This window comes from Aminobacter sp. MET-1 (assembly GCF_026521175.1).
Taxonomy (GTDB): domain Bacteria; phylum Pseudomonadota; class Alphaproteobacteria; order Rhizobiales; family Rhizobiaceae; genus Aminobacter.
In genome coordinates, this window is sequence record NZ_JAMSHL010000007.1 from 108,011 (window position 1) to 130,670 (window position 22,660).

At 64.1% G+C, this 22,660-nt stretch carries 27 protein-coding genes; 6 read left to right on the forward strand and 21 right to left on the reverse strand.

Annotated features, from left to right (window positions below; genetic code table 11):
- Positions 1-43 precede the first annotated feature (43 nt).
- Positions 44-475 carry a hypothetical protein gene (locus NDO48_RS12360; RefSeq protein WP_245262212.1) on the forward strand — a complete coding sequence of 144 codons (432 nt, stop codon included), beginning with the start codon at positions 44-46 and terminating at the stop codon, positions 473-475.
- Between the two features lie 44 nt (positions 476-519).
- Positions 520-780 carry a hypothetical protein gene (locus NDO48_RS12365; RefSeq protein WP_018429305.1) on the forward strand — a complete coding sequence of 87 codons (261 nt, stop codon included), beginning with the start codon at positions 520-522 and terminating at the stop codon, positions 778-780.
- A 132-nt stretch (positions 781-912) separates the two neighbouring features.
- Here the strand turns inward: NDO48_RS12365 and NDO48_RS12370 are convergent, their stop codons facing one another.
- The 5 genes from NDO48_RS12370 to NDO48_RS12390 form a co-directional block, all read right to left on the reverse strand.
- The gene (locus NDO48_RS12370; RefSeq protein ID WP_018429304.1) at positions 913-1,998 is read right to left on the reverse strand and encodes a nickel/cobalt transporter; all 1,086 of its coding nucleotides are present in this window, start codon (positions 1,996-1,998) and stop codon (positions 913-915) included.
- Between the two features lie 10 nt (positions 1,999-2,008).
- Positions 2,009-2,668, reverse strand: coding sequence for a DUF1007 family protein (locus NDO48_RS12375; RefSeq protein ID WP_018429303.1), 660 nt, complete (start codon positions 2,666-2,668; stop codon positions 2,009-2,011).
- Between the two features lie 71 nt (positions 2,669-2,739).
- Entirely contained in the window at positions 2,740-3,651 is a 912-nt protein-coding gene (locus tag NDO48_RS12380; RefSeq protein ID WP_026227470.1) for a LysR family transcriptional regulator, read from the reverse strand.
- A 113-nt stretch (positions 3,652-3,764) separates the two neighbouring features.
- The gene (locus tag NDO48_RS12385; RefSeq protein ID WP_018429301.1) at positions 3,765-3,902 is read right to left on the reverse strand and encodes a DUF1963 domain-containing protein; all 138 of its coding nucleotides are present in this window, start codon (positions 3,900-3,902) and stop codon (positions 3,765-3,767) included.
- A 67-nt stretch (positions 3,903-3,969) separates the two neighbouring features.
- Positions 3,970-5,163 (reverse strand): amidase, encoded by a 1,194-nt coding sequence (locus tag NDO48_RS12390; RefSeq protein WP_267321548.1) that lies wholly within the window; start codon positions 5,161-5,163, stop codon positions 3,970-3,972.
- Between the two features lie 547 nt (positions 5,164-5,710).
- Between NDO48_RS12390 and odc2 the strand changes: the two genes are divergently transcribed.
- Together odc2 and NDO48_RS12400 are read left to right on the forward strand one after the other, a co-directional pair.
- Positions 5,711-6,844 carry an ornithine/lysine decarboxylase gene (gene odc2 / locus NDO48_RS12395; protein WP_267321549.1) on the forward strand — a complete coding sequence of 378 codons (1,134 nt, stop codon included), beginning with the start codon at positions 5,711-5,713 and terminating at the stop codon, positions 6,842-6,844.
- 116 nt (positions 6,845-6,960) lie between these two features.
- Complete coding sequence (locus tag NDO48_RS12400; RefSeq protein ID WP_267321550.1) at positions 6,961-7,527, forward strand: GNAT family N-acetyltransferase; 567 nt, start codon at positions 6,961-6,963, stop codon at positions 7,525-7,527.
- A 16-nt stretch (positions 7,528-7,543) separates the two neighbouring features.
- Here NDO48_RS12400 and NDO48_RS12405 read toward each other — a convergent pair whose 3' ends face one another.
- The 8 genes from NDO48_RS12405 to flhA form a co-directional block, all read right to left on the reverse strand.
- Positions 7,544-8,011, reverse strand: coding sequence for a hypothetical protein (locus NDO48_RS12405; protein ID WP_267321551.1), 468 nt, complete (start codon positions 8,009-8,011; stop codon positions 7,544-7,546).
- A 684-nt stretch (positions 8,012-8,695) separates the two neighbouring features.
- Positions 8,696-8,980, reverse strand: a complete 285-nt coding sequence (locus NDO48_RS12410) for an SCP2 sterol-binding domain-containing protein (RefSeq protein ID WP_018429297.1) — start codon at positions 8,978-8,980, stop codon at positions 8,696-8,698.
- Between the two features lie 288 nt (positions 8,981-9,268).
- A complete protein-coding gene (locus NDO48_RS12415; RefSeq protein WP_040456924.1) occupies positions 9,269-9,820 on the reverse strand; it encodes a hypothetical protein in 552 nt (183 codons plus the stop codon).
- Entirely contained in the window at positions 9,817-10,230 is a 414-nt protein-coding gene (locus NDO48_RS12420; protein WP_018429295.1) for a hypothetical protein, read from the reverse strand. The genes NDO48_RS12415 and NDO48_RS12420 overlap by 4 nt, the downstream gene beginning before the upstream one ends.
- Positions 10,231-10,233: 3 nt before the next feature.
- Positions 10,234-10,788: a rod-binding protein gene (locus NDO48_RS12425; protein WP_267321552.1), complete on the reverse strand. Its 555-nt coding sequence runs from the start codon at positions 10,786-10,788 to the stop codon at positions 10,234-10,236.
- Positions 10,789-10,958: 170 nt separating this feature from the next.
- Positions 10,959-11,339, reverse strand: a complete 381-nt coding sequence (locus tag NDO48_RS12430; protein ID WP_018429293.1) for a hypothetical protein — start codon at positions 11,337-11,339, stop codon at positions 10,959-10,961.
- Positions 11,340-11,341: 2 nt separating this feature from the next.
- The gene (fliR, locus tag NDO48_RS12435) at positions 11,342-12,094 is read right to left on the reverse strand and encodes a flagellar biosynthetic protein FliR (protein WP_018429292.1); all 753 of its coding nucleotides are present in this window, start codon (positions 12,092-12,094) and stop codon (positions 11,342-11,344) included.
- Entirely contained in the window at positions 12,091-14,181 is a 2,091-nt protein-coding gene (flhA, locus tag NDO48_RS12440; RefSeq protein ID WP_018429291.1) for a flagellar biosynthesis protein FlhA, read from the reverse strand. The genes fliR and flhA overlap by 4 nt, the downstream gene beginning before the upstream one ends.
- Before the next feature lie 258 nt (positions 14,182-14,439).
- Between flhA and NDO48_RS12445 the strand changes: the two genes are divergently transcribed.
- Both NDO48_RS12445 and NDO48_RS12450 read left to right on the forward strand, forming a co-directional pair.
- On the forward strand, positions 14,440-15,228 hold the full coding sequence (locus NDO48_RS12445) for a DUF899 domain-containing protein (protein WP_026227468.1): 789 nt from the start codon (positions 14,440-14,442) through the stop codon (positions 15,226-15,228).
- Positions 15,225-15,500: a hypothetical protein gene (locus NDO48_RS12450; protein WP_018429289.1), complete on the forward strand. Its 276-nt coding sequence runs from the start codon at positions 15,225-15,227 to the stop codon at positions 15,498-15,500. The genes NDO48_RS12445 and NDO48_RS12450 overlap by 4 nt, the downstream gene beginning before the upstream one ends.
- Before the next feature lie 15 nt (positions 15,501-15,515).
- On the opposite strand, the gene NDO48_RS12455 is transcribed toward NDO48_RS12450, so the two are convergent.
- The 8 genes from NDO48_RS12455 to NDO48_RS12490 all read right to left on the reverse strand — a co-directional run bounded on the left by NDO48_RS12455 (position 15,516) and on the right by NDO48_RS12490 (position 22,656).
- Positions 15,516-17,156 (reverse strand): MFS transporter, encoded by a 1,641-nt coding sequence (locus NDO48_RS12455; protein WP_018429288.1) that lies wholly within the window; start codon positions 17,154-17,156, stop codon positions 15,516-15,518.
- 164 nt (positions 17,157-17,320) lie between these two features.
- Positions 17,321-17,587, reverse strand: a complete 267-nt coding sequence (gene fliQ, locus NDO48_RS12460) for a flagellar biosynthesis protein FliQ (RefSeq protein WP_020565944.1) — start codon at positions 17,585-17,587, stop codon at positions 17,321-17,323.
- Entirely contained in the window at positions 17,584-18,009 is a 426-nt protein-coding gene (gene flgD, locus NDO48_RS12465; protein WP_018429286.1) for a flagellar hook assembly protein FlgD, read from the reverse strand. The genes fliQ and flgD overlap by 4 nt, the downstream gene beginning before the upstream one ends.
- Entirely contained in the window at positions 18,009-18,446 is a 438-nt protein-coding gene (gene flbT / locus NDO48_RS12470) for a flagellar biosynthesis repressor FlbT (protein WP_018429285.1), read from the reverse strand. The genes flgD and flbT overlap by 1 nt, the downstream gene beginning before the upstream one ends.
- Positions 18,443-18,790, reverse strand: coding sequence for a flagellar biosynthesis regulator FlaF (gene flaF / locus NDO48_RS12475; protein ID WP_018429284.1), 348 nt, complete (start codon positions 18,788-18,790; stop codon positions 18,443-18,445). The genes flbT and flaF overlap by 4 nt, the downstream gene beginning before the upstream one ends.
- A 22-nt stretch (positions 18,791-18,812) precedes the next feature.
- The gene (locus NDO48_RS12480; protein ID WP_018429283.1) at positions 18,813-19,865 is read right to left on the reverse strand and encodes a flagellar hook-associated family protein; all 1,053 of its coding nucleotides are present in this window, start codon (positions 19,863-19,865) and stop codon (positions 18,813-18,815) included.
- Between the two features lie 3 nt (positions 19,866-19,868).
- Positions 19,869-21,323, reverse strand: coding sequence for a flagellar hook-associated protein FlgK (flgK, locus tag NDO48_RS12485; RefSeq protein WP_018429282.1), 1,455 nt, complete (start codon positions 21,321-21,323; stop codon positions 19,869-19,871).
- A 79-nt stretch (positions 21,324-21,402) separates the two neighbouring features.
- Entirely contained in the window at positions 21,403-22,656 is a 1,254-nt protein-coding gene (locus tag NDO48_RS12490) for a flagellar hook protein FlgE (protein ID WP_026227467.1), read from the reverse strand.
- Between the last annotated feature and the right edge of the window lie 4 nt (positions 22,657-22,660).

Genomic DNA, 22,660 nt, shown 5'->3' on the forward strand with positions numbered 1-22,660 from the left:
TTTCGGACATTGGCAAAATAAGGTCCGCAGCCCGAATTGACCAGTGAACTCGCGCCCGGGGCGCACAGAATTCCGGCTGTTACAATCCAGAAACAAAACTCTGCAAACCGGAAAAACGGCCGACAAGCCGGTCGGCGATAACAGCCTCACTGCTTCAGTGGTTGAGGAAATCGGAACCGAAATGCGGAAACTTGTGACCAGTTCGACGATCGTACTGCTCGCAGCGCTTTCGCTTGGTGCTGCCGATGCCGCGACGCAGACGAAAGGCACGATCACCCGGACCGATCGTTGCAACAAGCTGCAGCAGCAATTCGCTGACGAAATCACCGGACATGCCGAGGCGAAACGGGCCGCCGAAGCAAAAGCTCTTCAGAAAAAGGCGATGAAATTCTGTGCCGGCAACCAGCAGGCCCAGGGCATCCGCGCCTATGCGACAGCGCTGAAGATGCTTGGAGTGCAGCCGATCGAACCCTGATCGGCACTCTCCTGACAGCCCCCTTGTGCAAAAGGAAACTGGACATGACCACCAACAAGCCTCTCCTGACCGCCCTCGGCCTTGCCGTTGCCCTGGCCTTCTCGGCGCCCGTGCTGACCGCCAGCTCGGCAAACGCTGCTGGCGCGACCGCTGCTGCTCCCGCCGCCGGCCAGGCGACGACCGCGACCACCCCGATGGTGAAGAAGGTTGTCCATCACAAGAAGGCGCCGCATCACAAGAAGGCCAAGCACCACAAGAAGCACAAGAAGGCCGCTGCTCCGGCTGCAAAGAAGACCACGATGTAACAACCCGAGCCACGCGGTACGTGGCAAAAATTCCGCCCTGGCAGCCGCAACTCCAGGGCGGATTTTTCATGCCTTGATGACAGGATCGTTGCCGGCCGGCGTCACGCCATGGCCGGCATTTTCATGTGCGGCTCAGGCCTTGAGACTGGCCGCAAGCAGCACCAGGCCGAGCAGCATCACCAGGGCGGCGCCGCCGATCTCGATGGCATTGTGGATGCGGTTGCCGGCGCGGCCGTTGCCGGCAACGGCAACCGCCCAGTTCTTGGCGGTGACGGCCATGATGGCGAGTGCGGAGACGGTGATCGCCGTTCCCAGCGACATGGCAAGGACCGACAGGATGCCGCCGGCCCAGAGGCCGTTGAGGAAGGCGAAGCTGAGCACGATCAGCGCGCCGGTGCAGGGGCGGATGCCGACGGCGGCAACCGCCGACCATGCCGTCTTCCAGTCGAAATGCTTGCCTTCCAACATCCTGGGGTCAGGCGCATGGGAATGCCCGCAGGTCGAGCAGACTTCGCCCTCGACGTGAGCGTGGCCGTGGTGATCGTGGCCATGGTGAGCGTGCTCATGATGATCGTGCGAGTGGTCATGACCGCAAGTGGCGTGGTCGTGATCATGGCCATGCGCGTGGGCAGCCGACAGACTGTGAACAGGGGCAACACCTGCCAGGCCGAAGGCCATCGGCTTGAGCTTCTTCCACAGCAGCCAGGCGCCGAAGGCGGCGATCAGCGCGTAGCTCACCGTTTCCAGGAACCATGTCGCATTGGTCATCGACACCGAAGTGCCACGCAGTACCAGGAAGACGAGCGTCATCAGCACGATCGCCGTCAGGCCTTGGAGGAAGGCCGAGACGAAGGACAGCATGATGCCGCGGCGCAGAGCGACTTCGTTGGCCAGCATGTAGGACGAGATGACCGCTTTGCCATGGCCAGGCCCGGCGGCATGGAAGACGCCGTAGGCGAAGGACAGGCCGACCAGCACCCATACGCCGCCGCCGCCGTCGCGCATCGCCTTCAGCGCCCCCGTCAGCGACCGGTAGAATTGCTGCTGGTGGAGGTTGATCCAGTTGAGCAGTCCGGCGAACAGGCCGGTCGAGGGCACGGTCGCCTCGTTGGTGCCGATGCCGAGCGAGCTCTGCGCATGGGCAAGGCCGGAAAAATGGCTGAGCACGTAGCTGATGGCGAGAAGCGCGAAAATCACGCGGACGGTCGTCTTCTTCACTTGGTCACCCCTAGGCCTTGCAGTTCAATTCCAGTTTGGTGGCGAAGATCTTGCTCATGTCGGTGCCGGCCGGATCGTTGAAGAAGGCTTCGGTCAGGCTCGCCTGGTTCTGGGCGATGGCCTGGTCCGGATCGGGGCGGATCACCTGTCGCGTACAATTCGCAGGCAGGTCGGCGACCGTCATGTTGGCGTCGTCGGTGAAGTCGATTGCCGTATAGAAGGTCGGATCGTAGACGCCGAAGTCGAGCTTGCCGGAGAGCTTCAGCGGCTCCTTCGGCTCGGTCTCGAACAGGATGATGAGCTGCTGGTCCTCGAAGGTGGCCATGAGGTTGGCCGGGGGCTTCATCGCCACGTCCTTGCCGTCTGAAGTCACCACCTGGAAGTAATTGAATTCGCCGATGGATTCGAACACCGTCTTCGACACTTCGGCCAGTTCGGCGTCATCGAGCTTGAGGTCGGAGTTCTTGTCGAACTCCATCAGCACTGTGCTTGAGAACAGGTCGTCGAAGCGCCAGAGGTGGCGCAGCGACTTCACCGTCTTGTCGGGATTGAGCATGACATCCAGCCGCGCCTCGGCGAAGACGTGCGGGTGCACGCTGGCCGGTATCGTCATGGCCAGCAATGCCGCCGCAGAAGCGGCGAGCATCGCGGTTCGGGTGTTCAGAATCATCGCGCTGTCGGTCCGGAATTCGAGTGGTGCCGACAGTTACCAGAAAGCGGGCGAAAGTGGGACCGGGTGCCTCACTGCTTGAGATGGTCGCAAGGGTTGACCTTGAACCATTGCACCAGGAAGTCGACGAAAACGCGGATCTTGGCGGGCAGGTAGCGCCGGTGCGGGTAGACGGCGAATATGCCGCCGCCTGACAGACGGCGGTCGTCGAGAGCCGGCACCAGCCGCCCCGCCTCGATGTCGGGTGCGGCGATGAAGTCGGGCAGTATGGCGAAGCCGAGGCCGGCGACCGCGGCAGCACGCGCCGCCATGGGACTGTTGACTTCCATCGGTCCGCTTACCGAAACGGTCATGGTGTCGCCGGTATCGCTGGTGAACGGCCAGTTGGACAGCCAGCGGCCGTTGGTGTCGATGATGCAGGGGATGTTGGCGAGGTCGGTCGGGCGCTGCGGCATGCCGTATTTCGCGATCAGCTCAGGCGAGGCGCAGAGCCTGATGCCGAAGGGCGCCAGACGGCGGGCGATCAGCGACGAGTTCTCCAGCCTGGAAATGCGGATGGCGAGGTCGAAGCCTTCCTCCACCAGGTCGACAAAACGGTCATCGAGGTGGATTTCGAGCACGATGTCGGGGTGCTCCTTGGCGAAGTCGATCAGCGAATGGCCGATGGGTGCGTCGGCAAAGGTGCGCGGCGCAGACAGCTTGACGCGGCCACGCACGTCGCCTGAGGATTCGCGCACCGCATCGGCCAGGCTGTCGACCTCGCGGATGATCTCGGAGGCGCGGCGATAATAGGTGTGGCCGGCTTCGGTCAGCGAAAACTGCCTCGTCGTGCGGTTGAGCAGAAGCGCACCAAGCTCGTCTTCCAGTTCGCGCACATATTTGGACAGCAGCGCCTTGGAGCGGCCGATCTTGCGCGCCGCGGCAGAGAAGCCTTCGGCCTCGACCACGTCGATGAAGGCGCGCATCCGGGTGAGTGTGTCCATGGTGCCTGCGGTCTCGTTCAAAAATTGGCTACGACGACGCTAGGATTGTTCACACCTGGGGGTCAAGGGTCATGAGGTGGAGGCTGTCGTGCCAGGCGCGTTGGCGGGACGGTTCAGTTCGAGACCTGGGTCCTGACGGCGTCGAACCGGCCTGCCGCGAGATCCTTCTTGCTCATCGTCAGGACCAGGGTGTCGACATCGCCGAACATCCAGCCCATCAGGTTGCTGGTGGGCAGTTCGAGAAGGTCCACATCCTTGTCGAGGTCGAACTGGTGGACATAGCGGAACGGGATGTGGCCGATAGTTTGCCCCGGATTTCTACTTGCCGGAAGCTTCCAGGATCTTGCGCGCCAGTTGCACGAGTGCGAGGTCGCTGCCGGCGGGGCCGAGCAGCGACAGGCCGAACGGGGCGCCATCGACCTTGCCGAACGGCAGTGTGATCTGCGGGAAGCCCGACAGGCCCGAAAGGCAGAGCAGCCGTAGCGCCCGCTCGCGATAGGCGAGAAGGTCGTCGTTGGTGCCGTCGGCCATGGGGGCTGCGCCCGGCACGGTGGGCATCACCAGGATGCCGTCGTCGCCGAGCAGGCCGGCAAGTTCCCGGCGGAACCGCCCGCGCTTTTCCGTCTCGGCGGCATAGGTCGCCAACTCGATCGTGCGGCCGAATTCGAAACGATCCTTGACACCCGGGCCGAGATGGCGGTCGCCGGACGCGATCCAGGCGCCATGCTTCTGCCAGGCCTCGTAAGCCTGGATCCGACGGAAGCTCCAGTAGAGCTCGTCGGAGGACTGGCTGAGCGGAGCTGCGGTCGAGATCGTACCGACGGCCTTTTCGGCCAGCTTGCACATGCGGCCGTATTCGGAAGCTTCGGCTTCGCCCAACGGCAGGGCGTCGAGCGCCTCGAGCCTGATCGGCCGGGTGAGACTGCCGCCATGCGTGTCCTTGGCAACCAGAACCTTCGCAACAGTTTCATAGACGTCGATGTCGCGGGCAAACCAGCCGAACGTGTCGAGGCTCGGGGAGAGCTTCATCGTGCCGTCGAGCGAGATCAGCCCGTGGGTGGTGCGCAAGCCGATGAGGCCGCAGAAGCTGGCAGGTGCGCGGATCGAGCCGCCGGTGTCGGAGCCGATGGCGATGTCGGCAAGGCCGGCTGCGACGGCGGCGGCCGAGCCCGATGACGAGCCGCCGGTGACGCGGTCGGGAGCGGCAGGATTGATCGGGTGGGGGAAGTGCGCGTTCTGGCCCATCAGCGAGAAGGCAAGTTCGTCCGTCTGGGTCTTGCCGACGAATCGCGCGCCGGCTTCGAGAATCAACTGCACCGACGGGGCGGTCCTTTCGACGAGATGGCCCTTGGCCGCCCTATCCGGGTTGCCGCAACCGGTGACGAAGCCGGCGACGTCGTAGATGTCCTTCACCGCGAGGCGCAGGCCTGCGAGACTGCCGGATTCCTTATTGGGAACAGTGGTTTGCGGAACATCGAGGAAAGCGTTGAAAGGATCGGACGTCACGAGCATTGTTTGAAACCTGTGTACGATCCCGGCAGCATTGTTCGATGAACGTAATTTTTCAAGCCGGGGTCCGATTTTCGATTGATTGTGACGGACGAGGTGCATATATCCCCGCTTGCCCAAAGTCGCACGTGCCTGTGGGCGTCCCCCGAACCTCGAATGGCGAGGATTTCGGGACGGTACCCGGGAAGTAACGAGCCCGGTCGGTTCAGCGGCCAACCGCCGATCCGAGGACGTCTTGAAGCAACGACGGTGCGGGCCTTTCTGGTTCTCTTCCGGCTGTCCATAAGCCGGGGTTACTGAAGAGGCACACCTTCATTGCCGGCAGTGCGGACGGGTCTCCCATCCAAGCCAAGGCAGACAAAGCGAGCAGTCGCCGCAAGGCGTTCGCTCACCGCCGCGTGACAACGCGTTCATGGTTCCGGGATCTCCACAGGCCGGACTCGTGGGCAGTCGTCATGCACTTTGTCCACTGCGGGACAGACCGGTCGAGGGACGACCGCTCCCGCTGCTTGAGCTTTGCGCGGAGGCGTCCGCGCGAATGGAGAGACCTATGGCCACTCAGCGCATCCTCGACTTCCTCGCCACCTGCCGTCCGAACGGCCCCTGCCTCGTCGTCGACCTCGATGTCGTGCGTGACAATTTCCGCGCCTTCGAGAAGGCCCTGCCTGAATCCAAGATCTACTATGCCGTGAAGGCAAACCCTGCGCCGGAAATCCTGCGCATGCTTGCCGGCATGGGCTCGTCCTTCGACACCGCTTCGGTGGCCGAGATCGAGATGGCCATGGATGCCGGCGCGCCGGCCGAGCGCATCTCGTTCGGCAACACCATCAAGAAGGAGCGCGACATCGCGCGTGCCTTCGAACTCGGCATCCGCCTGTTTGCCGTCGACAGCGTCGAAGAGGTCGAGAAAGTCGCCCGCGCCGCGCCCGGCGCCCGCGTGTTCTGCCGCGTTCTGACCGATGGTGAAGGTGCCGAATGGCCGCTGTCGCGCAAGTTCGGCTGCGTGCCGGCGATGGCTGTCGACGTACTGCGCCTTGCCAAGTCGCTCGGGCTCGACGCCTATGGCGTGTCGTTCCACGTCGGCTCGCAGCAGACCGATCTGACCGCTTGGGACCGTGCGCTGGCCGACGCCAAGATGGTGTTCGCCAAGCTCGCCGAGGAAGGCATCATGCTCGGCATGGTCAACATGGGCGGCGGTTTCCCGACGCGCTACCTCAAGGACGTGCCCGCGGCGCAGGCCTATGGCCAGGCGATCTTCGAGTATCTGAGCAAGCACTTCGGCAACAACATCCCGGAGACCATCATCGAGCCGGGTCGCGGCATGGTCGGCAACGCCGGCGTCATCAAGTCGGAAGTCGTTCTGATCTCGAAGAAGGCCGACAACGACAATGTGCGCTGGGTGTTCCTCGACATCGGCAAGTTCGGCGGCCTCGCCGAGACGATGGACGAGGCGATCCGCTACCCGATCGTGACGGCCCGCGACGCGGATGAAAAGAGCCCTTGCGTGCTCGCCGGCCCGACCTGTGACTCGGCCGACGTCATGTACGAGAAGGCGCCGTATCCGCTGCCGCTGTCGCTGACCATCGGCGACGAGGTGCTGATCGAAGGCACGGGCGCCTACACGACCACCTACTCGGCGGTCGCCTTCAACGGCTTCGAGCCTCTCCGATCCTACGTGATCTGACGGCTCACAGCGGCCTCTGGGCCGGAGCCGATCAGATCACCCCAACGGGCGAGCCTATGGCGCGCCCGATCGGGTTCGCTTGTGGAACAGATCTCCGCTCGTGAAGGATCGCGGAAATGAACATCGAAGACGTCACCAAAACCTCGCCCGACATCGTGATCGTGGCTGAAACCATCGCAGACATCGCCGCGCGCGAAGCCCTGCTCGACCGGGCGATGGGCCCGAAGCGGCGCAAAAAGTCGTCGGAGAAGCTGCGGCGTGGCCGTCGACCGTCCGAGGGCCTTGCCTTCGTCGCACGCGTCGAGGCGGGTGCCGTGATCGGCACCGTGCGCCTGTGGGACGTGCGCCTGGGCGAGGGCGGTAAGGCGGCGCTGCTGCTCGGCCCGCTGGCGGTCGATCCCATGGTCAAGAGCGCCGGCATCGGCTCGGCCTTGATGCGCCATGCGGTTGCCGAGGCCGCGCGGCTTGGCCATCATGCAGTGCTGCTGGTCGGCGATGCGCCCTATTATGCCCGCTTCGGCTTCACCGCCGACAAGACCGGCTCGCTCGCGATGCCGGGGCCCTACGAGCGCGAGCGCTTCCTGGCGCTCGAACTCATCGCAGGGACGCTCGACGATGCGAGAGGCGTCCTCAAGGCGGCCGGTCGCAAGGTCAAATCCGAGCGGACCCGCCTCGCTGCCTGAGCGGCAGCGCTAACCTCTATTCCAGGATCGGCTGCGCGTCGGAACGTCCGCCGCGCGGCCTTGGCCTGTCGATGCAGTCGGGCGAAGGTGTCGTCGCCGGGCCGCCGCGACAATCCAGCGGTTCGGGAAAGGTCGGGCGCGAGGGGCGGGGTTCGCTGCGCGGGTAGTCGATGCAGTCGGGCGATGGCGTTGTTGCCGGACCGCCCCGGCAATCTATCGGACCGGGATAGGTAGGGCGTGAAGGGCGAGGCTCGCCGCGCGGCCATTTGCGCGGAGGATCGCGCCAGTCGCGCGGGTGGTTGCGTGGATAGTCGCGCCAGTCGCGCGGTGAATCCCATGGTCTCGGCGTATGCCTTGGTCCGTCCCAGCCGCGCGGGCTGTGCCGCGGCCCGTCCCAGTCGCGAGGGCCGTAGCGGTCTTCGACGCAGCCGGCCAGCAAGGCCGCGCATGTCATCGCCGCGGCCACCATTGTCTTGCGCTTCATCGTCATCTTCCAGATCGGTCCCTTCAGGCCAAGGTCTGGCGCAATTTGATTGCGGGTGCATTGCGACGGATCGGTGGAAGCAATAGGCCCGGACGCCAGGTCACTGGTTGGATGCGCCGCTGCCGGGTGCAGATGGTGCTGGAACTCTCAGCGCCGAAGCGGCATCGCTTGCCCAGTGGTTCCTCGGGGCCGGTGGAAAGCAGGTCGGTCCGGGAGCCCGGTTGGGGGCCTTGGCACAGTCCTGCGAGCCGGCGACCGGCTGGTCCGCATTGCCGAGACGGATCTGGGGCTGAGCAGCCTCTTCATCTTCGGACCGCCCGATCCAGCTGGCGCAACCGCTTGATGCGGTGATTGAGATCAGCAGTGTCGCAAGCAGCACACGGCGACGGCCTGTTCCACGGCAAAGGCCGGTGGAGCGCTCATTCGCCATGTTCGATGAATGTGAAAGGCATTTCCCGTTCATATGCGTCTCCGGCTCAACTCTGTCGAGCGGGGAGTGGACGCAAACGGTTATGCGGACATTACAGCGTTGCTGCCGGTGTCGGGAAATTCCGGCATGACCCTGATGTCAGGCCGAAGCGTGGCCGGTATGGCCTCAGCAGCTTCGGGGTGCTGCCGGGCAGGCGTTCTTATCTGCTGCCCCGCGGACAGGTGTCGCGGGGCAGGGATCCAGGCGGATGCCTGTCAGCCGAGCAGCTTGCTCAGGCCCATGGCGACAGTCATGTCGCCCTCGACCTTGATCTTGCCGGTCATGAACGCCATCGTCGGGTTCAGGTCGCCCGAAATCAGCGACTCGAGATTGTCGAGCGACAGCTTGATGGTGCAGTCGGCCGGGCCGTCAGTGGTCGACAGCGTGCCGCCGTCGATGACGATGACGCCGTCGGAACCGGTGTCGAACTTGACCGAGCGGTCGAAGCCCGAGCTTTCCACCTTCGACTTGATCTGGTCTGCGACTGCCTGAATGCTCATGGAACTCTCCTGATTTCCTGAAATGGCGCTCGCGCGCCTTGCGGCGCGGCGCGTCCGCGAAACGCTCTATCTCCTGAGGCAATTCCTGACGGAAAGGCGTTTTGCGCCTTTTTCCCGCAATTGCTTCACCTCCCCGGACAAACCCGGACAGGCCGGCCGCGTCACAGGACTGGATAAACCTATAGCGTTCGATTGACGTTTACGTCAACGTAGTTTTGACGATGAAAGCATCGACCCGTCCTCGACACAGCTGTCGAGGACGGGTCGCAAAAAAAGGCCGACTTGATATCAGTGGGCAGGTGCGGGGGCTGCTTCGCCGTGGCCCGACGGTGCTGCCGCTTCGGCGGACTTGGCGGCCTCCGCGGCTGCAGAGCGCTTGCGCACTGCGTTGTCGCGAACGTCGTCGGGGGTCAGGAAATCGATCTGCTCGACCAGCACTTCCTGCACCATCTTGTCGCCAATGCGCTGGTTGATGCTGTCGCGTATGCCATTGCGGAAAGCGTCGAGATCGATCTTGTCGTACTGGGTGAAGTCGATCTGCGGGTTGCCGTAGAGATAGCTGTAGACTTGGTCGGTCAGGAGCGATGCCACCGGAATGGACATCTTGGCGACCTGCTTGGGCTCGACCGTGTAGACGAGCCGCGTCAGGAAATATCCCTCGACGCGCTCGCCCTTCAGAAGCGGCACCGAAATCACGTCGGTCTTGACGTAGTCGAGGCCGCCCAGCATCGGCTTCTTGTCCTCGGCCGGGGGCAGGCTGGCTGCCGCCTGGAAGGAATAGAAGACCGCGCCGAGCGTCGCGGCGACGATCCAGAGCGCCGCAACGATGAATTTGATCACCGCGCCCACCCGAATTCATTGGCCGAGTAGGTACCGTCAGCTTCGGAACGCTGGATGGCGTCCTTGAGCAGGCCGGCGACTTCGCTTACGGCACTGAGATGGGCGAGGATGGCGCGTTCGTTGGCCACCAGCTTGTCGCGCAGGCGTTCGACGCCGGTCCTCAGCTCGATCGGGAATTCGCCCTCGACGACGCCCTTGGTGGCGCGGGTGAGCTCATAGAGATAGCGGCTCTTGCGTGCGTTGGACGCCTTGATGTCGAAGCGCACGTCGGTGCGGATCGCAGCGGTCTCTTCCTCGACGGCATCTTCGATGCGGCTGAGGATGACGCTGATGTTGCCGGGCCGGACCGCCGCTTCGGCGACGTCGGTGTTTGCAGGCATGCTTGCCCTGTAGTCGGCGAAATCCGTCATTTGTTACCCTCTACGATCTGTGTCAGTTGCGGAGCCGGCCTCGCCGCCTCCGAGCGACTGGACCATCTTCCGTTGCATTTCCTGGAGCATGGCGGTCGTCTGGCTCGCCTGCTGATCGAGCGCGGTCTGGTCGGGACCACCGGTCACGACGCCGACGGAAACCGCCTTGTCGTTCTTCATATAGTGGTCACGCATGAGCGACCTGGCGATGCCGATGCCACCGGCGTCGGCGGTGGCATTGGCCATCTGCTCGGCCATCATCGACTTCCACATGTCGCCAGCCATGCCCTTGCCGTAAACACTCTCGGTGTTCTTCGGCATCATGTTCTCGATGAAGGTCTGAAGCACCATCGCTTCGAAACGCTTCATGCCGGCATCAGGAGCTGCCTTGTCCGGCTGGCGCGAGGCGCCCGCGCCGAAAGCCGCCTCGCCGAGCGAGAAGGCGCCAGCGACGTTGTTGGTACGGTTGACCAAAGCGGCGCGCGCGGCCTGGACGCCCGACGGCTCTACGGCCTTGGCAACGTCCAGAACAATGTCGCTTGGGGGGGAGATGGCCAAAGCTGGCTCGCCTTTCCGGTTTCGTTACTGTTGATTGTGGAGGGTCAAGCTTGCCGCAACCTTACTTGCCGTCACCACGGCGACGTGGGGCTATCCATGTGCGCAGGGGACGCCGTAAGGCGTTGAAACCGTGAACAATCTCTTCCGAAAACCGGTTCCGATCCTCGGGGTCATTCGCTCGACTTTCTCTCGATGATTTCAAGGCGTTCGCGGTCGGCGCTGTCGCGTTCGTCCTGGCGGCGGACGTCGCGATAGGCACGTTCGACCATGTTGGTGCGGGCGGTCGCTGTGGCGACCTTGCCGGCCTCGTGGCTCGCCAGGCCGAGATTGATCTGCTTGCGGGCAAGCGCTGCCGAAATGCGCCGATGATAGAGATCGGGGAACAGCTCGGCCATGTCCTGGGCGTTGCCGAAGCTTTCGGTCAACGCCTGGGCTTCGGCCTCGGCCGCCACCGCCTGGGCGACATAGCCGGCGTGGCGCGTCTCATGCAGTGCCTTCAGCTGTTCCTGCACCACCACCAGCTTCTTCAGCCTGTCCTTGCGCGAGGTCATGGCTATCTCCCCAGGGTGATGTCGCCGAAGCCGTCGGCGAACAGGCTGAGCATGGTGCCGATGCCGAAATAGACCAGGATCAGGCCGCCGGTGACGACGAAGGGCAGCGAGATGAAGTAGACCGGGATCTGCGGCGTCAGCTTGTTGACGAAGCCGATCGTCAGGTTGATCAGGATGGCATAGGCGATGAACGGACTGCCGAGCCTGAGCACCACCATGAAGCTTTCCGACAGCGTGTCGGTGACGTCGACGAGGGCCGCCTGCGGATTGAAGAACAGGTTGATCGGGGCGACCTTGTAGGAGGCGACGAGCGCCCGGATGATCTCGTGGTGGAAATTGAGGGTGAACAGCAGCAGCAGCGCCGCGATCGAGATGATCGAGGCGAGCGGTCCTTGCGGCTCGTTTTCCTCGATGGCGTGGCCACCGACGCTGTTGAAGCCGATCAGCATGGCGACGCCGTTTCCCATGAACATCAGCGCCAGGATGTAGAGCCTGGCCATCAGGCCGATCAGCCCGCCGATCAGGAGCTCGGAAGCGATCATCGGCATCAGGATGCCGGGACGGGCGTCGACGAAGGGAAAGATCTGGTCCCACAGATGCACCAAAAGGCCGCCGGTCGCGGCAACCGCGACGAACAGCCTGATGTGGGTGGGCACGCGCACGCTCGACAGGCCGGGCATCAGCATGAAGCAGGCGCCGATGCGGCAGAAGGCGAGGAAGGCCGCAAGGACGAGCCCTTGCGCTGACGCATTCATGAGATGGTTCCGAGCACGCGCAGTTCGACGCCCTTGGCGATCTCGACATGGCTGAGCACCGGAAGGGTGGGGAACAGGCGCTCGATGATCATGCGGACGTAAGGACGCGCGTCGGGCGCGGTGACGAGGACGAAGCGTTCGCCCGCCTCGAGATGGGTGCGGATCGCCTTCGAGGCGTCCTGGCCAAACTCCTCGAGCTGGCGCGGGTCGATGTCGAACTCGCGCACCTCGCCCTTGGCGTCGCGCTTGAGGCTCTGGTGGAAGGCGAGGTCCCAGCGGTTGCCGAGACGCAGCACCTTGAGCGCGCCGCCTTCGCTGAGGTCGCCGCAGATCTGCTGGGCCATGCGGATGCGGACATGTTCGACGATCTGCTCGGTGCGGCGCACATGCGGCGAGATTTCGGCGATCGCCTCGATGATGAGGTGGAGGTTGCGGATCGAGACGCGCTCGGCGAGCAGCAGCTTGAGCACCGCCTGGAGCCCCGGATAGGTGATGTGCGATGAGCAGATCTCGTCGGCGAGCTTGCGGTATTCGGGATCCTGGCGCTCGAGCAGCGCCTTCATGTCCTTGTAGGACAACAGCTGCGGCAGGTTGTTGCGGATCACCTCGGACAGGTGAGTGAGCAGCACCGACATGTTGTCGGCGAAGGTGAACTGTTCGCGCTTGAGATCCTCGGAGAAGGAGTCGAGCACCGAGAACGCGCGCATGCCGAAAGCCGGCTCGCGCACTTCCTCGCCCGGAATGTCGGGCAAGTCGCGTGAACCGAGCAGCACCATGATCTCGCCGACGCGCATCTGGTATTCGGCGACGACGGTGCCGTGGATCTTGATCTGATAGCTCTTGGGCGGGATCGAGAAGTCGTCGGTAAGGCGCACCTCCGGCACGACGAAGCCGTATTGGGTGGCGAACTTCTTGCGCATCTTGGCCATGCGGAAGGCGAGTTCCTGGTGGGTGGCGAGCAGGCGCGTCGACAGCTGCTTGCCGATCAGGAGCTCGATCTCGGCGGTGGCGAGCGATGCCTTCACCGAATTCTTCTCTTCCTCGACTTTCTCGGCCTCGACCATCTGCTTTTCGGCCTCGGCCTCGGCCAGGCGGCGCTTGTGCTGCATCGGGATGACGTAGGCCAGTGCCGCCATGCAACCGGCGAGCGTGATGAAGGGAAACATCGGCAGGCCGGGCATCAGGGCCAGCATGACCAGCAGGAAGGCCGCGACATACAGGGCGCGGGGATAGGCGCCGAGCTGACCGAACACAGCCTGGTCGGCCGAGCCGCGGGTGCCGCCCTTGGAGACGAGCAGGCCGGCGGCGAGCGAGACGATGAGGGCCGGGATCTGGGTGACGAGACCGTCGCCGACCGACAGCTTGATGAACACGTCAGCGGCTTCGCCCATGCCCATGTCGTGACGGAAGTAGCCGATGGCGATGCCGCCGACGATGTTGATGGCGGTGATCATCAGGCCGGCGATGGCGTCGCCGCGGACGAATTTCGAGGCACCGTCCATGGAGCCGAAGAAGGAGCTTTCCTCCTCGAGTTCGCGGCGGCGCAGCTGCGCCGTCTTGTCGTCGATCATGCCGGCCGACAGGTCGGCGTCGATCGACATCTGCTTGCCGGGGATGGCGTCGAGGGTGAAGCGCGCGCCGACTTCGGCGATACGCGTCGCACCCTTGGTGATGACGATGAAGTTCACCACGATGAGGATCAGGAAGACGATCAGACCGATGACGAAGTCGCCGGACATCACCAGGTTGGAGAAACCCGAGATGACGTAGCCGGCGGCGTGGGTGCCCTCGTTGCCGTGCGACAGGATCATGCGCGTGGTGGCGATGTTGAGCGACAGGCGCAGCATCGTCGCGATCAGCAGGACAGTCGGGAACGACGAGAAGTCGAGTGGTCGCTGGATCCACAGCGCCACCATCAGGATCAGGACCGAGATGGCGATGGAGAAGGCGAGGCCGATATCGATCAGGAAGGCCGGGATTGGCAGGAACAGCACCGCCAGGATGACGATGATGCCAAGGGCGAAGAAGACGTCGCGACCGCTCTTGGTCGCGCTGCCAGTGCCCGAGATGGTTTCGCTGATCGCCATGCTTTACCCGATCGAATCCTGCCGCGAGCCAATGCCACGGCTGGCTGACCTTATTGCGTCAAGCTTGCGCGAGGGTGGGAGGCCGGGAGGTGGCTGTTGGCTTGGCGCCAAACCTCACCGCCACGCTCGTTTTCGCGCCGGGAGAATGCCGTCACACTTGTTACTCTCCGCTGCCGATTTCCGGTGCCAAGGTTGGCCAGCATCCAACAGCGGCGGCACGCGAGGCGGAAAGCTGCGCAACCAGGGAGTTTCAGAACCATGAGCACATCAGGGAACGGCCAGAATGGCGCACGAAGCGGGATGGCCAAGCCGTCAATCGTGTCGCGCGAGGCATGGGAAGACGCGCGCAAGCAGTTGCTGGTGAAGGAAAAGCTGCATACCCGCGCGGGCGATGCGCTTGCCGCCGAGCGCCGGCGGATGCCGTGGATGGCTGTCGAGAAAAACTACACCTTCGAAGCGCCGGGCGGAAAGGTCAGCCTGCTCGACCTTTTCGCCGGCCGGCGCCAGCTGATCGTCTACCGCGCCTTCTACGAACCCGGCGTCTATGGCTGGCCCGACCATGCCTGCCGTGGCTGCTCGATGGTGGCCGACCAGATCGCCCATGTCGCCCACCTGAATGCCCGCGACACCACGCTGGTCCTGGCCTCGCGCGCGCCGCAGGCCGACATTGCGGGGCTCAAGGCACGCATGGGCTGGAAGATGCCGTGGGTGACGATCACCGACGGCTTCGACGCGGATTTCGGCGTCGACGAGTGGCACGGCACCAACGTCTTCTACCGCGATGAGGACGGCCGGATATTCCGCACCTACTTCCTCAACAACCGTGGCGACGAACAGATGGGCGGGACCTGGAGCTATCTCGACGTCACCCCGCTCGGGCGGCAGGAGCTGTGGGAGGACTCGCCCGAAGGTTATCCGCAGACGCCGACCTACAAATGGTGGAACTGGCACGACAGCTATGTCGCCGATGCGGCGCCCGACCAGAGATGGGTCGAGATTTCGGATGCCGGAGAGGCGGCCTTTCGCGAGCAGAGCGCCAAGTCATGAGCCGGGCTTGCTGCGACAGGTTCGGCGAGCAGCCGGCCAGCAAGGACGTCGCCCCTCTCGGGGCGGCGGACTGGCTGGCGCTGGCGGCGTCGCCGGTTTTCGCCGCGATGGCGCTGGTGAGCGCTGTGATGGACGGTGGTCCGGCCGGGATGATCTGCTCTTCCGGGATGTCGCCGATCGGCGGCATGGCCGCGATGTACCTGCTGATGAGCGTCTTCCACGTGACCCCTTGGCTGCGGCTGATTTCCGCGCGCAGCCAAAGGTCGGCATGAAGCGGTTGCCGTCCCTCAATGCAGGTCGATGGGCCCCTTGGGGGTGACGAGGGTCGCTGCAAGGCTGGTCGGGCGTTCGATGGTGCGGCGGACGCGTGGCGGCTGGGCGCCGCTGTGGAGCGCCCGCAGCGTGTCGCCGATCTCGGCGTCGGCATGAGTGGCGCGATGATTGTGCCGGACATATTCGAGCCAGGTCGGGGTGTGGTAGGTCTCGATCCAGATTTCCGGATTTTCCAGGTCGCGTGACAATGTCCAGTGGCGAGCGCCGTCGCGGCGACGGACGCGGCGGCGCTCGGCCATCGCCTGCAGGAAGGCCGGAACATCCTCTTCGCGGATGATGAACTCGATAGTGATGGTGACGGGGCCGCTGCGCGGCTGGACGTCAAGCGCCAGATGCGGCTCGCGGAAGCGGTTGAGCGGGTCGAGATTGAGTACGGTGTGCTCGGGCAGCGGCAGGAGGAAGCCGATGGCCGCACCGATGAGCATGGTCAGGCCGGCAATGACCAGCGCCGTCGATGCACCATGGCCGTCGGCGATGACACCCCAGACCCAGGCGCCGAAGGCCATGCCGCCGAAGGTCGCCATCTGGTAGATCGACAGCGCCCGGCCGACGACCCAGCGTGGCGTCGACATCTGTACCGAGATGTTGAAATGCGACAGCGCCAGAACCCAGCAGGCGCCGCCGATGAGCAGGCCGGCGCTGGTGAGCCAGGCATAGGTGCTCCAGGCGGCGATCCAGCTCGACAAGGCGAAGCCGAGGAAGGCGGAGCGCACGATCGCCTCGCTGCTCATGCTGCGACGGATGCGGCCGCTGATGAGCGCGCCGCCGACGGCGCCGATGCCGAAGGCGCCGAGCATGATGCCGTAGGTCAGTGGCCCGCCGGCGACGAGGTCGCGGGCAACGAGCGGCAGCAGCGCCTGGATGGCGACGGCTGTGAAGCCGAAGGTGAAGCTCCGCAGCAGCACCTTGCCGATGTTCGGCGACATGATGACATAGCGCAGCCCGGCGCCCATCGCCTGGCCGAGGGTTTCGCGCGGCAGCGTGCTCTTGGGGTACTGCGGACGCCAGCGGAACAGGACGAAGATGAGGGCGAAGTAGCTCAGCGTGTTGACGGCGAAGGCCGCCGCCGCACCGGCCGTTGCGACGATGATGCCGCCGATGGCCGGGCCGACGCTGCGCGTCATGTTGAAGCCCATCGAGTTGAGTGCCACCGCCGCCGGCATGACCGGGCGGGGCACCATGTCGCCGACGGATGCCTGCCAGGAGGGGTTGTTGAGGGCGGTGCCGCAGCCGATGAGGAAGGTGAAGCCGAGCAGCAGCCACGGGGTGATCAGGCCGAGATAGGCAACCAAGGTCAGCAGCGCCGAAACGGCAAGCATGAAGCACTGGGCCGTCAGCATGACGCGGCGCCGGTCGTAGCTGTCGGCGAGCGCTCCTGAGACGAGCGAAAACATCATGATCGGCAAGGTGATCGATGCCTGGACCAGCGCCACCATGTCGGAGGAGCTGGAAATCGAGGTCATCAGCCAGGCAGCACCCACCGACTGGATGAGGCCGCCGAAATTCGAGGCGAGGCTTGCAAACCAGACCGAGCGGAAGATGCCGTGCTTGAATGGCTCGAGGGCCGAACCCTGCTCGATCTTGTGGTCGTCCATGCGCCGCGGCCGGTGGAGCCGGCTGTCCTGGTGAATCGTCTGCGGCGACTAGACCACGATCAGGGGACGGGGTGAACCCATTTGTCGGGCGCCGGTATGGGCCAGCTTCGGCGCGGCGGCGGGCCAGAGCCGAATGCTGGCGAAACGAGACAAGTCGCGACGGGTCAGAAGCCCGTCTGGATGCGCTCGAAGATGACGTTGGTGAATGAGGAGATCTGGGCGCCGATGAAGGGACCGGTCACGGCCGTCACCAAAAGGATGGCGACGATCTTGGGCACGAAGGTCAGCGTGATTTCCTGGATCTGGGTCAGCGCCTGGATGAGGGCGATGCCGACGCCGATCAGCATCGCGGCGGCCACCGCAGGGCCGGACGCGGTCAGCACCGTCCAGATGGCATACTGGACCAGATCGAGGGCATCGGCCTCGTTCACGCCGGCGTGTCCTTGATGGTGACGCCGGGATTGATGACGATCTGCTTGCCGTCCTTGAGCACGGCGACGATGCCGTCCTTGTAAAGCTTGACCTCGGCGACCACGCCAGTCGTCTTGCCGTCGGGCGACGTCACGGTCTTGCCAATGATGGCGTCGGCCTGGGCGAGGGCGGAACCCTGCAGGATCTGGTCGAGGCGCGAGTTCATCTGCACCGACTGCTCGACCTGGGAGAAGGTGGCGAGCTGGGCGACATACTCGGTCGAGTCCATCGGCTTGGTCGGGTCCTGGTTCTTCATCTGCGCGACGAGCAGTTTGAGGAACGAGTTGTAGTCGACCTGGTTCTTGGTCGCGGCCGTCTTGGTGTCCGTGGCGGTCTTGGTGTTGGTGCCGACAGGAAGGGTGGTGGTGTAGTCGATGGCCATCAGAAGGTGCCTCCGGCGATGGCGCGTGACGGCTCCGGCTGGTCATTGCCCGCCATGACGCGCTTTTCGATTGGGTAGAGCGAACGGATGGTCTTGAGCGCCTCGTAGACGTGGTCTTCGGCGACGAGGCGGTCGACCTGCTTGAGGTTCGCGAGGATCTCGGGATCCTCGAAGGTGGCGAGCAGCAGCGGCAGCGAGCGTCGGAACATTTCGCGCGCATCTGCAGCGCCGATCGGATCCATCAGCATGATCTGCAAGATGAAGTAGAGCTGGCGCAGCGGCGTCGAGGCCTGCTCGGGCTGGATGACGTGGCTTTCGAGCAGGAACTGCACGTCGTTGAGCAATTCGAGCGAGACCTTGCGGTCGGCCCGGATGACTGCGCCGTTCAGGTAGATCTTCTCGTTGGCCTTCAAGGAAATCTTCAGCGTGTTTTTCATTGGATGCCGTCGCGAATGATCTGCGAAACCTCGATCAGGCCTTCGAAACTTTCAGTGCGGCCCTGGCGCAGGTCTTCGGCCTCGCGCAGGATCCACAGGCCGATCGAGATGAGGTTGGCGCGCAGCTCCTTGGGGAGCGCATTGTCGGGATTGCCCAGATCGTCGAGCAGCGAGGTCCAGACGCGGTTGGTGAAGTTGAGCGCCTCGATGGCGTCCATGGAATTGACGCCGCCGGCACTTGCCCGGGTCAGCAGATCGATCGAGCGGCTGAGCAACTGGCGTTCGCGGTCCTTCGCATCGGCGACGGAGTCGGTCTGAATATCGGCATAGGAAAATTGATACATATGCGTCCCGTTTGATTGCCGTTCAGAGGAATTTCATGAGGCTCAGTTGCTGGATGCGGGCGGTGATAGCGTAGGACTTCTCGATCTGGGAGAGAAGGTCCGTAACGCGGGTCGATGCCTTGTAGGGATCAACGCCCTCGGTGTTCAGGATGTGCCTTTCAAACAGGTCAATCTGCGTCTTGATGCGGTCGGTGGCGTTGGTGATCCGCTGCTCGATGATGCCGGTCTGCGCCTCGAGCTGGCCGATGTCGGAGATGGCAACGCCGATCGTCTGCACGCCCTTGGTCACCAGCGCCTTGCGGGCCGCGTCGCTGACATTGCTGCCCAGCAGGTCGCTCAGCACGGCAGCCGTCATGGCGATCTTGCGCAGGCCCTGGTTGTTGGCGCTGATCGAGCTCTCCGAGGTCTCATTGAGCGTGATGCGGCTGGTGATGCCCTGGTCGGTGGCGTTCGACCATGGGCTGCCGGGGGCCGACCAGCCGGCGCCGAGGAATGTCGGCTCGACGACCGTCGTCATGAAGCTGTCCATCTGGGCAGCCGTGATGCCCTGGGCGGCAGGGTCATTCTGGGAGAAGCCGAAGAAGCCGGCAAATGCCGCGTCGAAGGCTACCTTGGTCGGCGAGCCGGCGCTGAAGTCGTTGATCGGCTTGACGTCGGTGTTGGTGCCGGCGAACAGATATTCGCCGTTCAGGCTCGTGTTGAGCACCGAGGTCAGCGTGTCGAGCGTGCTGCGCGCGCTCTTCTGGGTGAGCGCGTAGGCGGCATCGCCCGACGATGAACTGGTGAGGCTCGACAGGAAGGACTGAGCGGCGTCGCCGATCTGGTTCAGGCCCTTTTGGGTGGCCGACAGCCGCGACGTGATCAGCCCGTTGGAATCGACGATCCCCGACAGACGCTCGAGGTCGCGGTTGAGGGTGACCGACTGGGCGGTGCGCGCGCCGAGCGCCAGACCGCGGTCGGCGACGAAGCCCGATGTCGCTTCCTTCTGCGCCTTGGTCAGCTCGGCCTGCTGGCGCAGGATCGAATAGCGCAGGGCGTTGGAAACTGCGGAGGAGGAGACAAAGGTGGTTTTCATCGACTACCTCACCGCCGCGAGCAGCGACTGTAGCATCTCGTCGACCGCCTTTATGAGGCGCGCCGAGGCCTGGTAGGCGTGCTCGAGATCGAGCAGCAGCGACATCTCGACGTCGACATTGACAGATGTTTCGTTGGACAGCGCCTCGCCGGTGCGGACCGCGAGCGCTTCCTTGGTTTCGGTCGCCGTTGCCGCCTGCTTGCGCATGCCTTCGAACCAGCCGATCGAGTTGGTGGTGAAGGAGCTCAGGCTGGAGGTCGCGGTGATGCCGGCCGCCGGATCGAAGGCCATGTTTTCGTCGATGCGATTGCCATAGGCGATCAGCAGGTCGGCGTAGGAAGCGTTGTTGGCCGGGTTCTTGTCGTAGGCCGCGCCGTTCATGCCGCCGTCGCGCAGCAGCGTCGGGTCGCCGCCGACGAGCGGATCGGCGGCCGGGTTCAGGCGGATCGAGCGGGCGAGGCCGTTGATCAGCGTGCCTGCCGGAGGCACGCCGGGACCGCCGGACCAGGTGAACAGGCCAGCCTGGTCGGCCAGAGCAGGCGCCGTCTCGCGGAAGGCGGTGATGAGGCCGCGCGCCGTTTCATCCAGCTGGGACTGCATGGTGTTTGCGACGCTGTCGCGCAGCTGGACAAGGCCGGCGAGTTTGCCCGCGGCATCGGTGTTGGCGCCGGTGCCTGCCTTGAGCGGCACGCCGTCGATGAAGATCTTGTTGCCGGGGACGCCGGCGGCATAGCCGGACGAGGGCTGGAAGCTGACGGTGCGCGGTTCGGTCTCGAACAGCGTGACGCCGTCGGCCGTGGTGAGCACCATGTCGTTGTCGCCGCGCTTCATGATCGAGACGGGCACGATCTCGGCGATCTTCTTCAGGATGGCGTCGCGCTGATCGAGCGCGTCGTTGACGTCGCGTCCGGAGCGTGTGCCCTGAATGATCGTCTTGTTGGCTATTTCGAAGTCACCCAGCAGCCGGTTCAGGTCGTCGACTGCGGTGGCAATCTCGCCGTCGGCTTGGGTTCGGATGCTCTGGATGGCCTCGCTGCCGTCGTTGAGCGTGCGCACGACCTGGCGGGCGGCGTCGATTGCTGCGACGCCGAGGTTCTTGTTGGAGGGCGCTGCCGAATAGAGCTGGAGCGCTTCCTGGAACTTGCCGAGCGCGGTGGCCGGCGAGTTCGCATTGTCCGAGCCGTTGACGTCGAGCGCGAGCTTCTGCAGACCCTCGAAAAGAGTGCTCTGCCCGGAGAAGGAAGCGAGCGACGACAGGTTCTGCCGGAACAGAAGCTCGTTGGTCGCCCGCTGGATCTCGACGACGCGAGCTCCGGGAGCAATGCTGCTAAGCATCGCCGTGCGGCGTGCGTAGTCTGGGTTCTGCGCTTCCTGGACGTTGCGGGAAACGGTGCTGGTCTGGCGCGACGTGTTCTGAAGCGCAGATTGGGCGATGCTAAGTGCAGACGTCAGGGACATGCGCAGTCTTTCGCGGGTTAGGTCGTGAACTCAGAAACCTGGGTGAGAAGGTGTGAGACCACGACCTGCTCCGTCAGTTCTATCTCTTCAGGTTGACGAGGATATCCATGAGGTCCGCTCCGGTTTGGAAGACCTTGGAATTGGCGGTGTAGTTGCGCTGCGACTCGATCATGTCGGTGAGCTCGGTCGCGATATCGACGTTCGAGTTCTCGACGGCGCCGGAGACGATCTTGCCGTTCTTGCCCTCGGTTGGCCAGCCGATCATGATGCCGCCTGACTCCGCGCTTTGTGCGAAGACGTTGCCCGAGATGACGGACAGCTTGTCGGCGCTCGGTACGTTGGCCATCGGGATCGAGAAGATCGCCTTCATCGAGCCGTCGGCATATTGCGCGTAGACGGTGCCGTCCTTGTCGATGTCGATGCTTTCGATCTTGCTGGGCGGGCTGCCGTCGAGCTGGGCCTTGGTGACGTTGTAGGCGGAGTCGCCCTGGGTCATGCCCGACATGTCGATGGTCAGCGCCGAGCCACCCGGAACGGTCAGCGTCAGGTTGGCCGGAGTGGTGGTCAATTGGCCGGAGCCATTGAAATTGAGGGTCTGGGTTGCCAGTGCGGGGCCGCTGTAGGGGAACCCGCCGCCAGCGGCAGCCTGCGCCTGGTTGTAGGCCGCCACTTCCCACTGTCCTGTCGCCGTCTTGGAGACGTAGACATCGATGATGACCTTGCCGCCGAGATTGTCATAGGCGATCAGCGACGACTTGTTCGTGTAAGTGGCGCCGGCGGCGTTGGTCGAAGGCAGGTTGGCGGCCGGCACGATCGCGGCATCGCTCGGGAAGTTCGCGGCGAACTTGCCGGTGGTGCTCGGCGTCCAGCTGATGGCGGTGTCGTCGATCTGGATCGGCTGGAGGCTGTTCTGGTCGACCGGCGCCGCAGGACGCGGACCCTGGCTCAGGTCCCAGCCCTTGAGGCGGTAACCGGCGGTGTTGACGAGGTAGCCGTCCTTGTCCGGCACGAAGGCGCCGGCGCGCGTCAGGAACGAGGTGCCGCTCGGGTCTTCGACCACGAAGAAGCCGTCGCCATCGATGGCAAGGTCGGTCACCGAGGTTGTGTACTGGAGCGCACCCTGCTTGCTGATGGAGTTGACCACCGTGGTGGTAACGCCGCCGGAGTTATAGCTGCCGGCGGTGCTGGGCAGGACCAGCGAAGAAAATTCCGTCGAAGCACGCTTGTAACCGGTCGTGCTCGAATTCGCGATGTTGTCGGCGACTGTCGAGAGCCGGTTTGCCTGGGAGTTCATCCCCGACACGCCAGTCCGCATCATTCCATAGAGGCTCATCGAA

Coding starts and splice junctions, on each gene's coding strand:
- NDO48_RS12365 (WP_018429305.1), top strand. CDS start 520: ATGACCACCAACAAGCCTCTCCTGACCGCCCTCGGCCTTGCCGTTGCC.
- NDO48_RS12375 (WP_018429303.1), bottom strand. CDS start 2,668: ATGATTCTGAACACCCGAACCGCGATGCTCGCCGCTTCTGCGGCGGCA.
- NDO48_RS12380 (WP_026227470.1), bottom strand. CDS start 3,651: ATGGACACACTCACCCGGATGCGCGCCTTCATCGACGTGGTCGAGGCC.
- NDO48_RS12390 (WP_267321548.1), bottom strand. CDS start 5,163: ATGCTCGTGACGTCCGATCCTTTCAACGCTTTCCTCGATGTTCCGCAA.
- odc2 (WP_267321549.1), top strand. CDS start 5,711: ATGGCCACTCAGCGCATCCTCGACTTCCTCGCCACCTGCCGTCCGAAC.
- NDO48_RS12400 (WP_267321550.1), top strand. CDS start 6,961: ATGAACATCGAAGACGTCACCAAAACCTCGCCCGACATCGTGATCGTG.
- NDO48_RS12405 (WP_267321551.1), bottom strand. CDS start 8,011: ATGAAGCGCAAGACAATGGTGGCCGCGGCGATGACATGCGCGGCCTTG.
- NDO48_RS12410 (WP_018429297.1), bottom strand. CDS start 8,980: ATGAGCATTCAGGCAGTCGCAGACCAGATCAAGTCGAAGGTGGAAAGC.
- NDO48_RS12420 (WP_018429295.1), bottom strand. CDS start 10,230: ATGACGGATTTCGCCGACTACAGGGCAAGCATGCCTGCAAACACCGAC.
- NDO48_RS12430 (WP_018429293.1), bottom strand. CDS start 11,339: ATGACCTCGCGCAAGGACAGGCTGAAGAAGCTGGTGGTGGTGCAGGAA.
- fliR (WP_018429292.1), bottom strand. CDS start 12,094: ATGAATGCGTCAGCGCAAGGGCTCGTCCTTGCGGCCTTCCTCGCCTTC.
- flhA (WP_018429291.1), bottom strand. CDS start 14,181: ATGGCGATCAGCGAAACCATCTCGGGCACTGGCAGCGCGACCAAGAGC.
- NDO48_RS12445 (WP_026227468.1), top strand. CDS start 14,440: ATGAGCACATCAGGGAACGGCCAGAATGGCGCACGAAGCGGGATGGCC.
- NDO48_RS12450 (WP_018429289.1), top strand. CDS start 15,225: ATGAGCCGGGCTTGCTGCGACAGGTTCGGCGAGCAGCCGGCCAGCAAG.
- NDO48_RS12455 (WP_018429288.1), bottom strand. CDS start 17,156: ATGGACGACCACAAGATCGAGCAGGGTTCGGCCCTCGAGCCATTCAAG.
- flgD (WP_018429286.1), bottom strand. CDS start 18,009: ATGGCCATCGACTACACCACCACCCTTCCTGTCGGCACCAACACCAAG.
- flbT (WP_018429285.1), bottom strand. CDS start 18,446: ATGAAAAACACGCTGAAGATTTCCTTGAAGGCCAACGAGAAGATCTAC.
- flaF (WP_018429284.1), bottom strand. CDS start 18,790: ATGTATCAATTTTCCTATGCCGATATTCAGACCGACTCCGTCGCCGAT.
- NDO48_RS12480 (WP_018429283.1), bottom strand. CDS start 19,865: ATGAAAACCACCTTTGTCTCCTCCTCCGCAGTTTCCAACGCCCTGCGC.
- flgK (WP_018429282.1), bottom strand. CDS start 21,323: ATGTCCCTGACGTCTGCACTTAGCATCGCCCAATCTGCGCTTCAGAAC.
- NDO48_RS12490 (WP_026227467.1), bottom strand. CDS start 22,656: ATGAGCCTCTATGGAATGATGCGGACTGGCGTGTCGGGGATGAACTCC.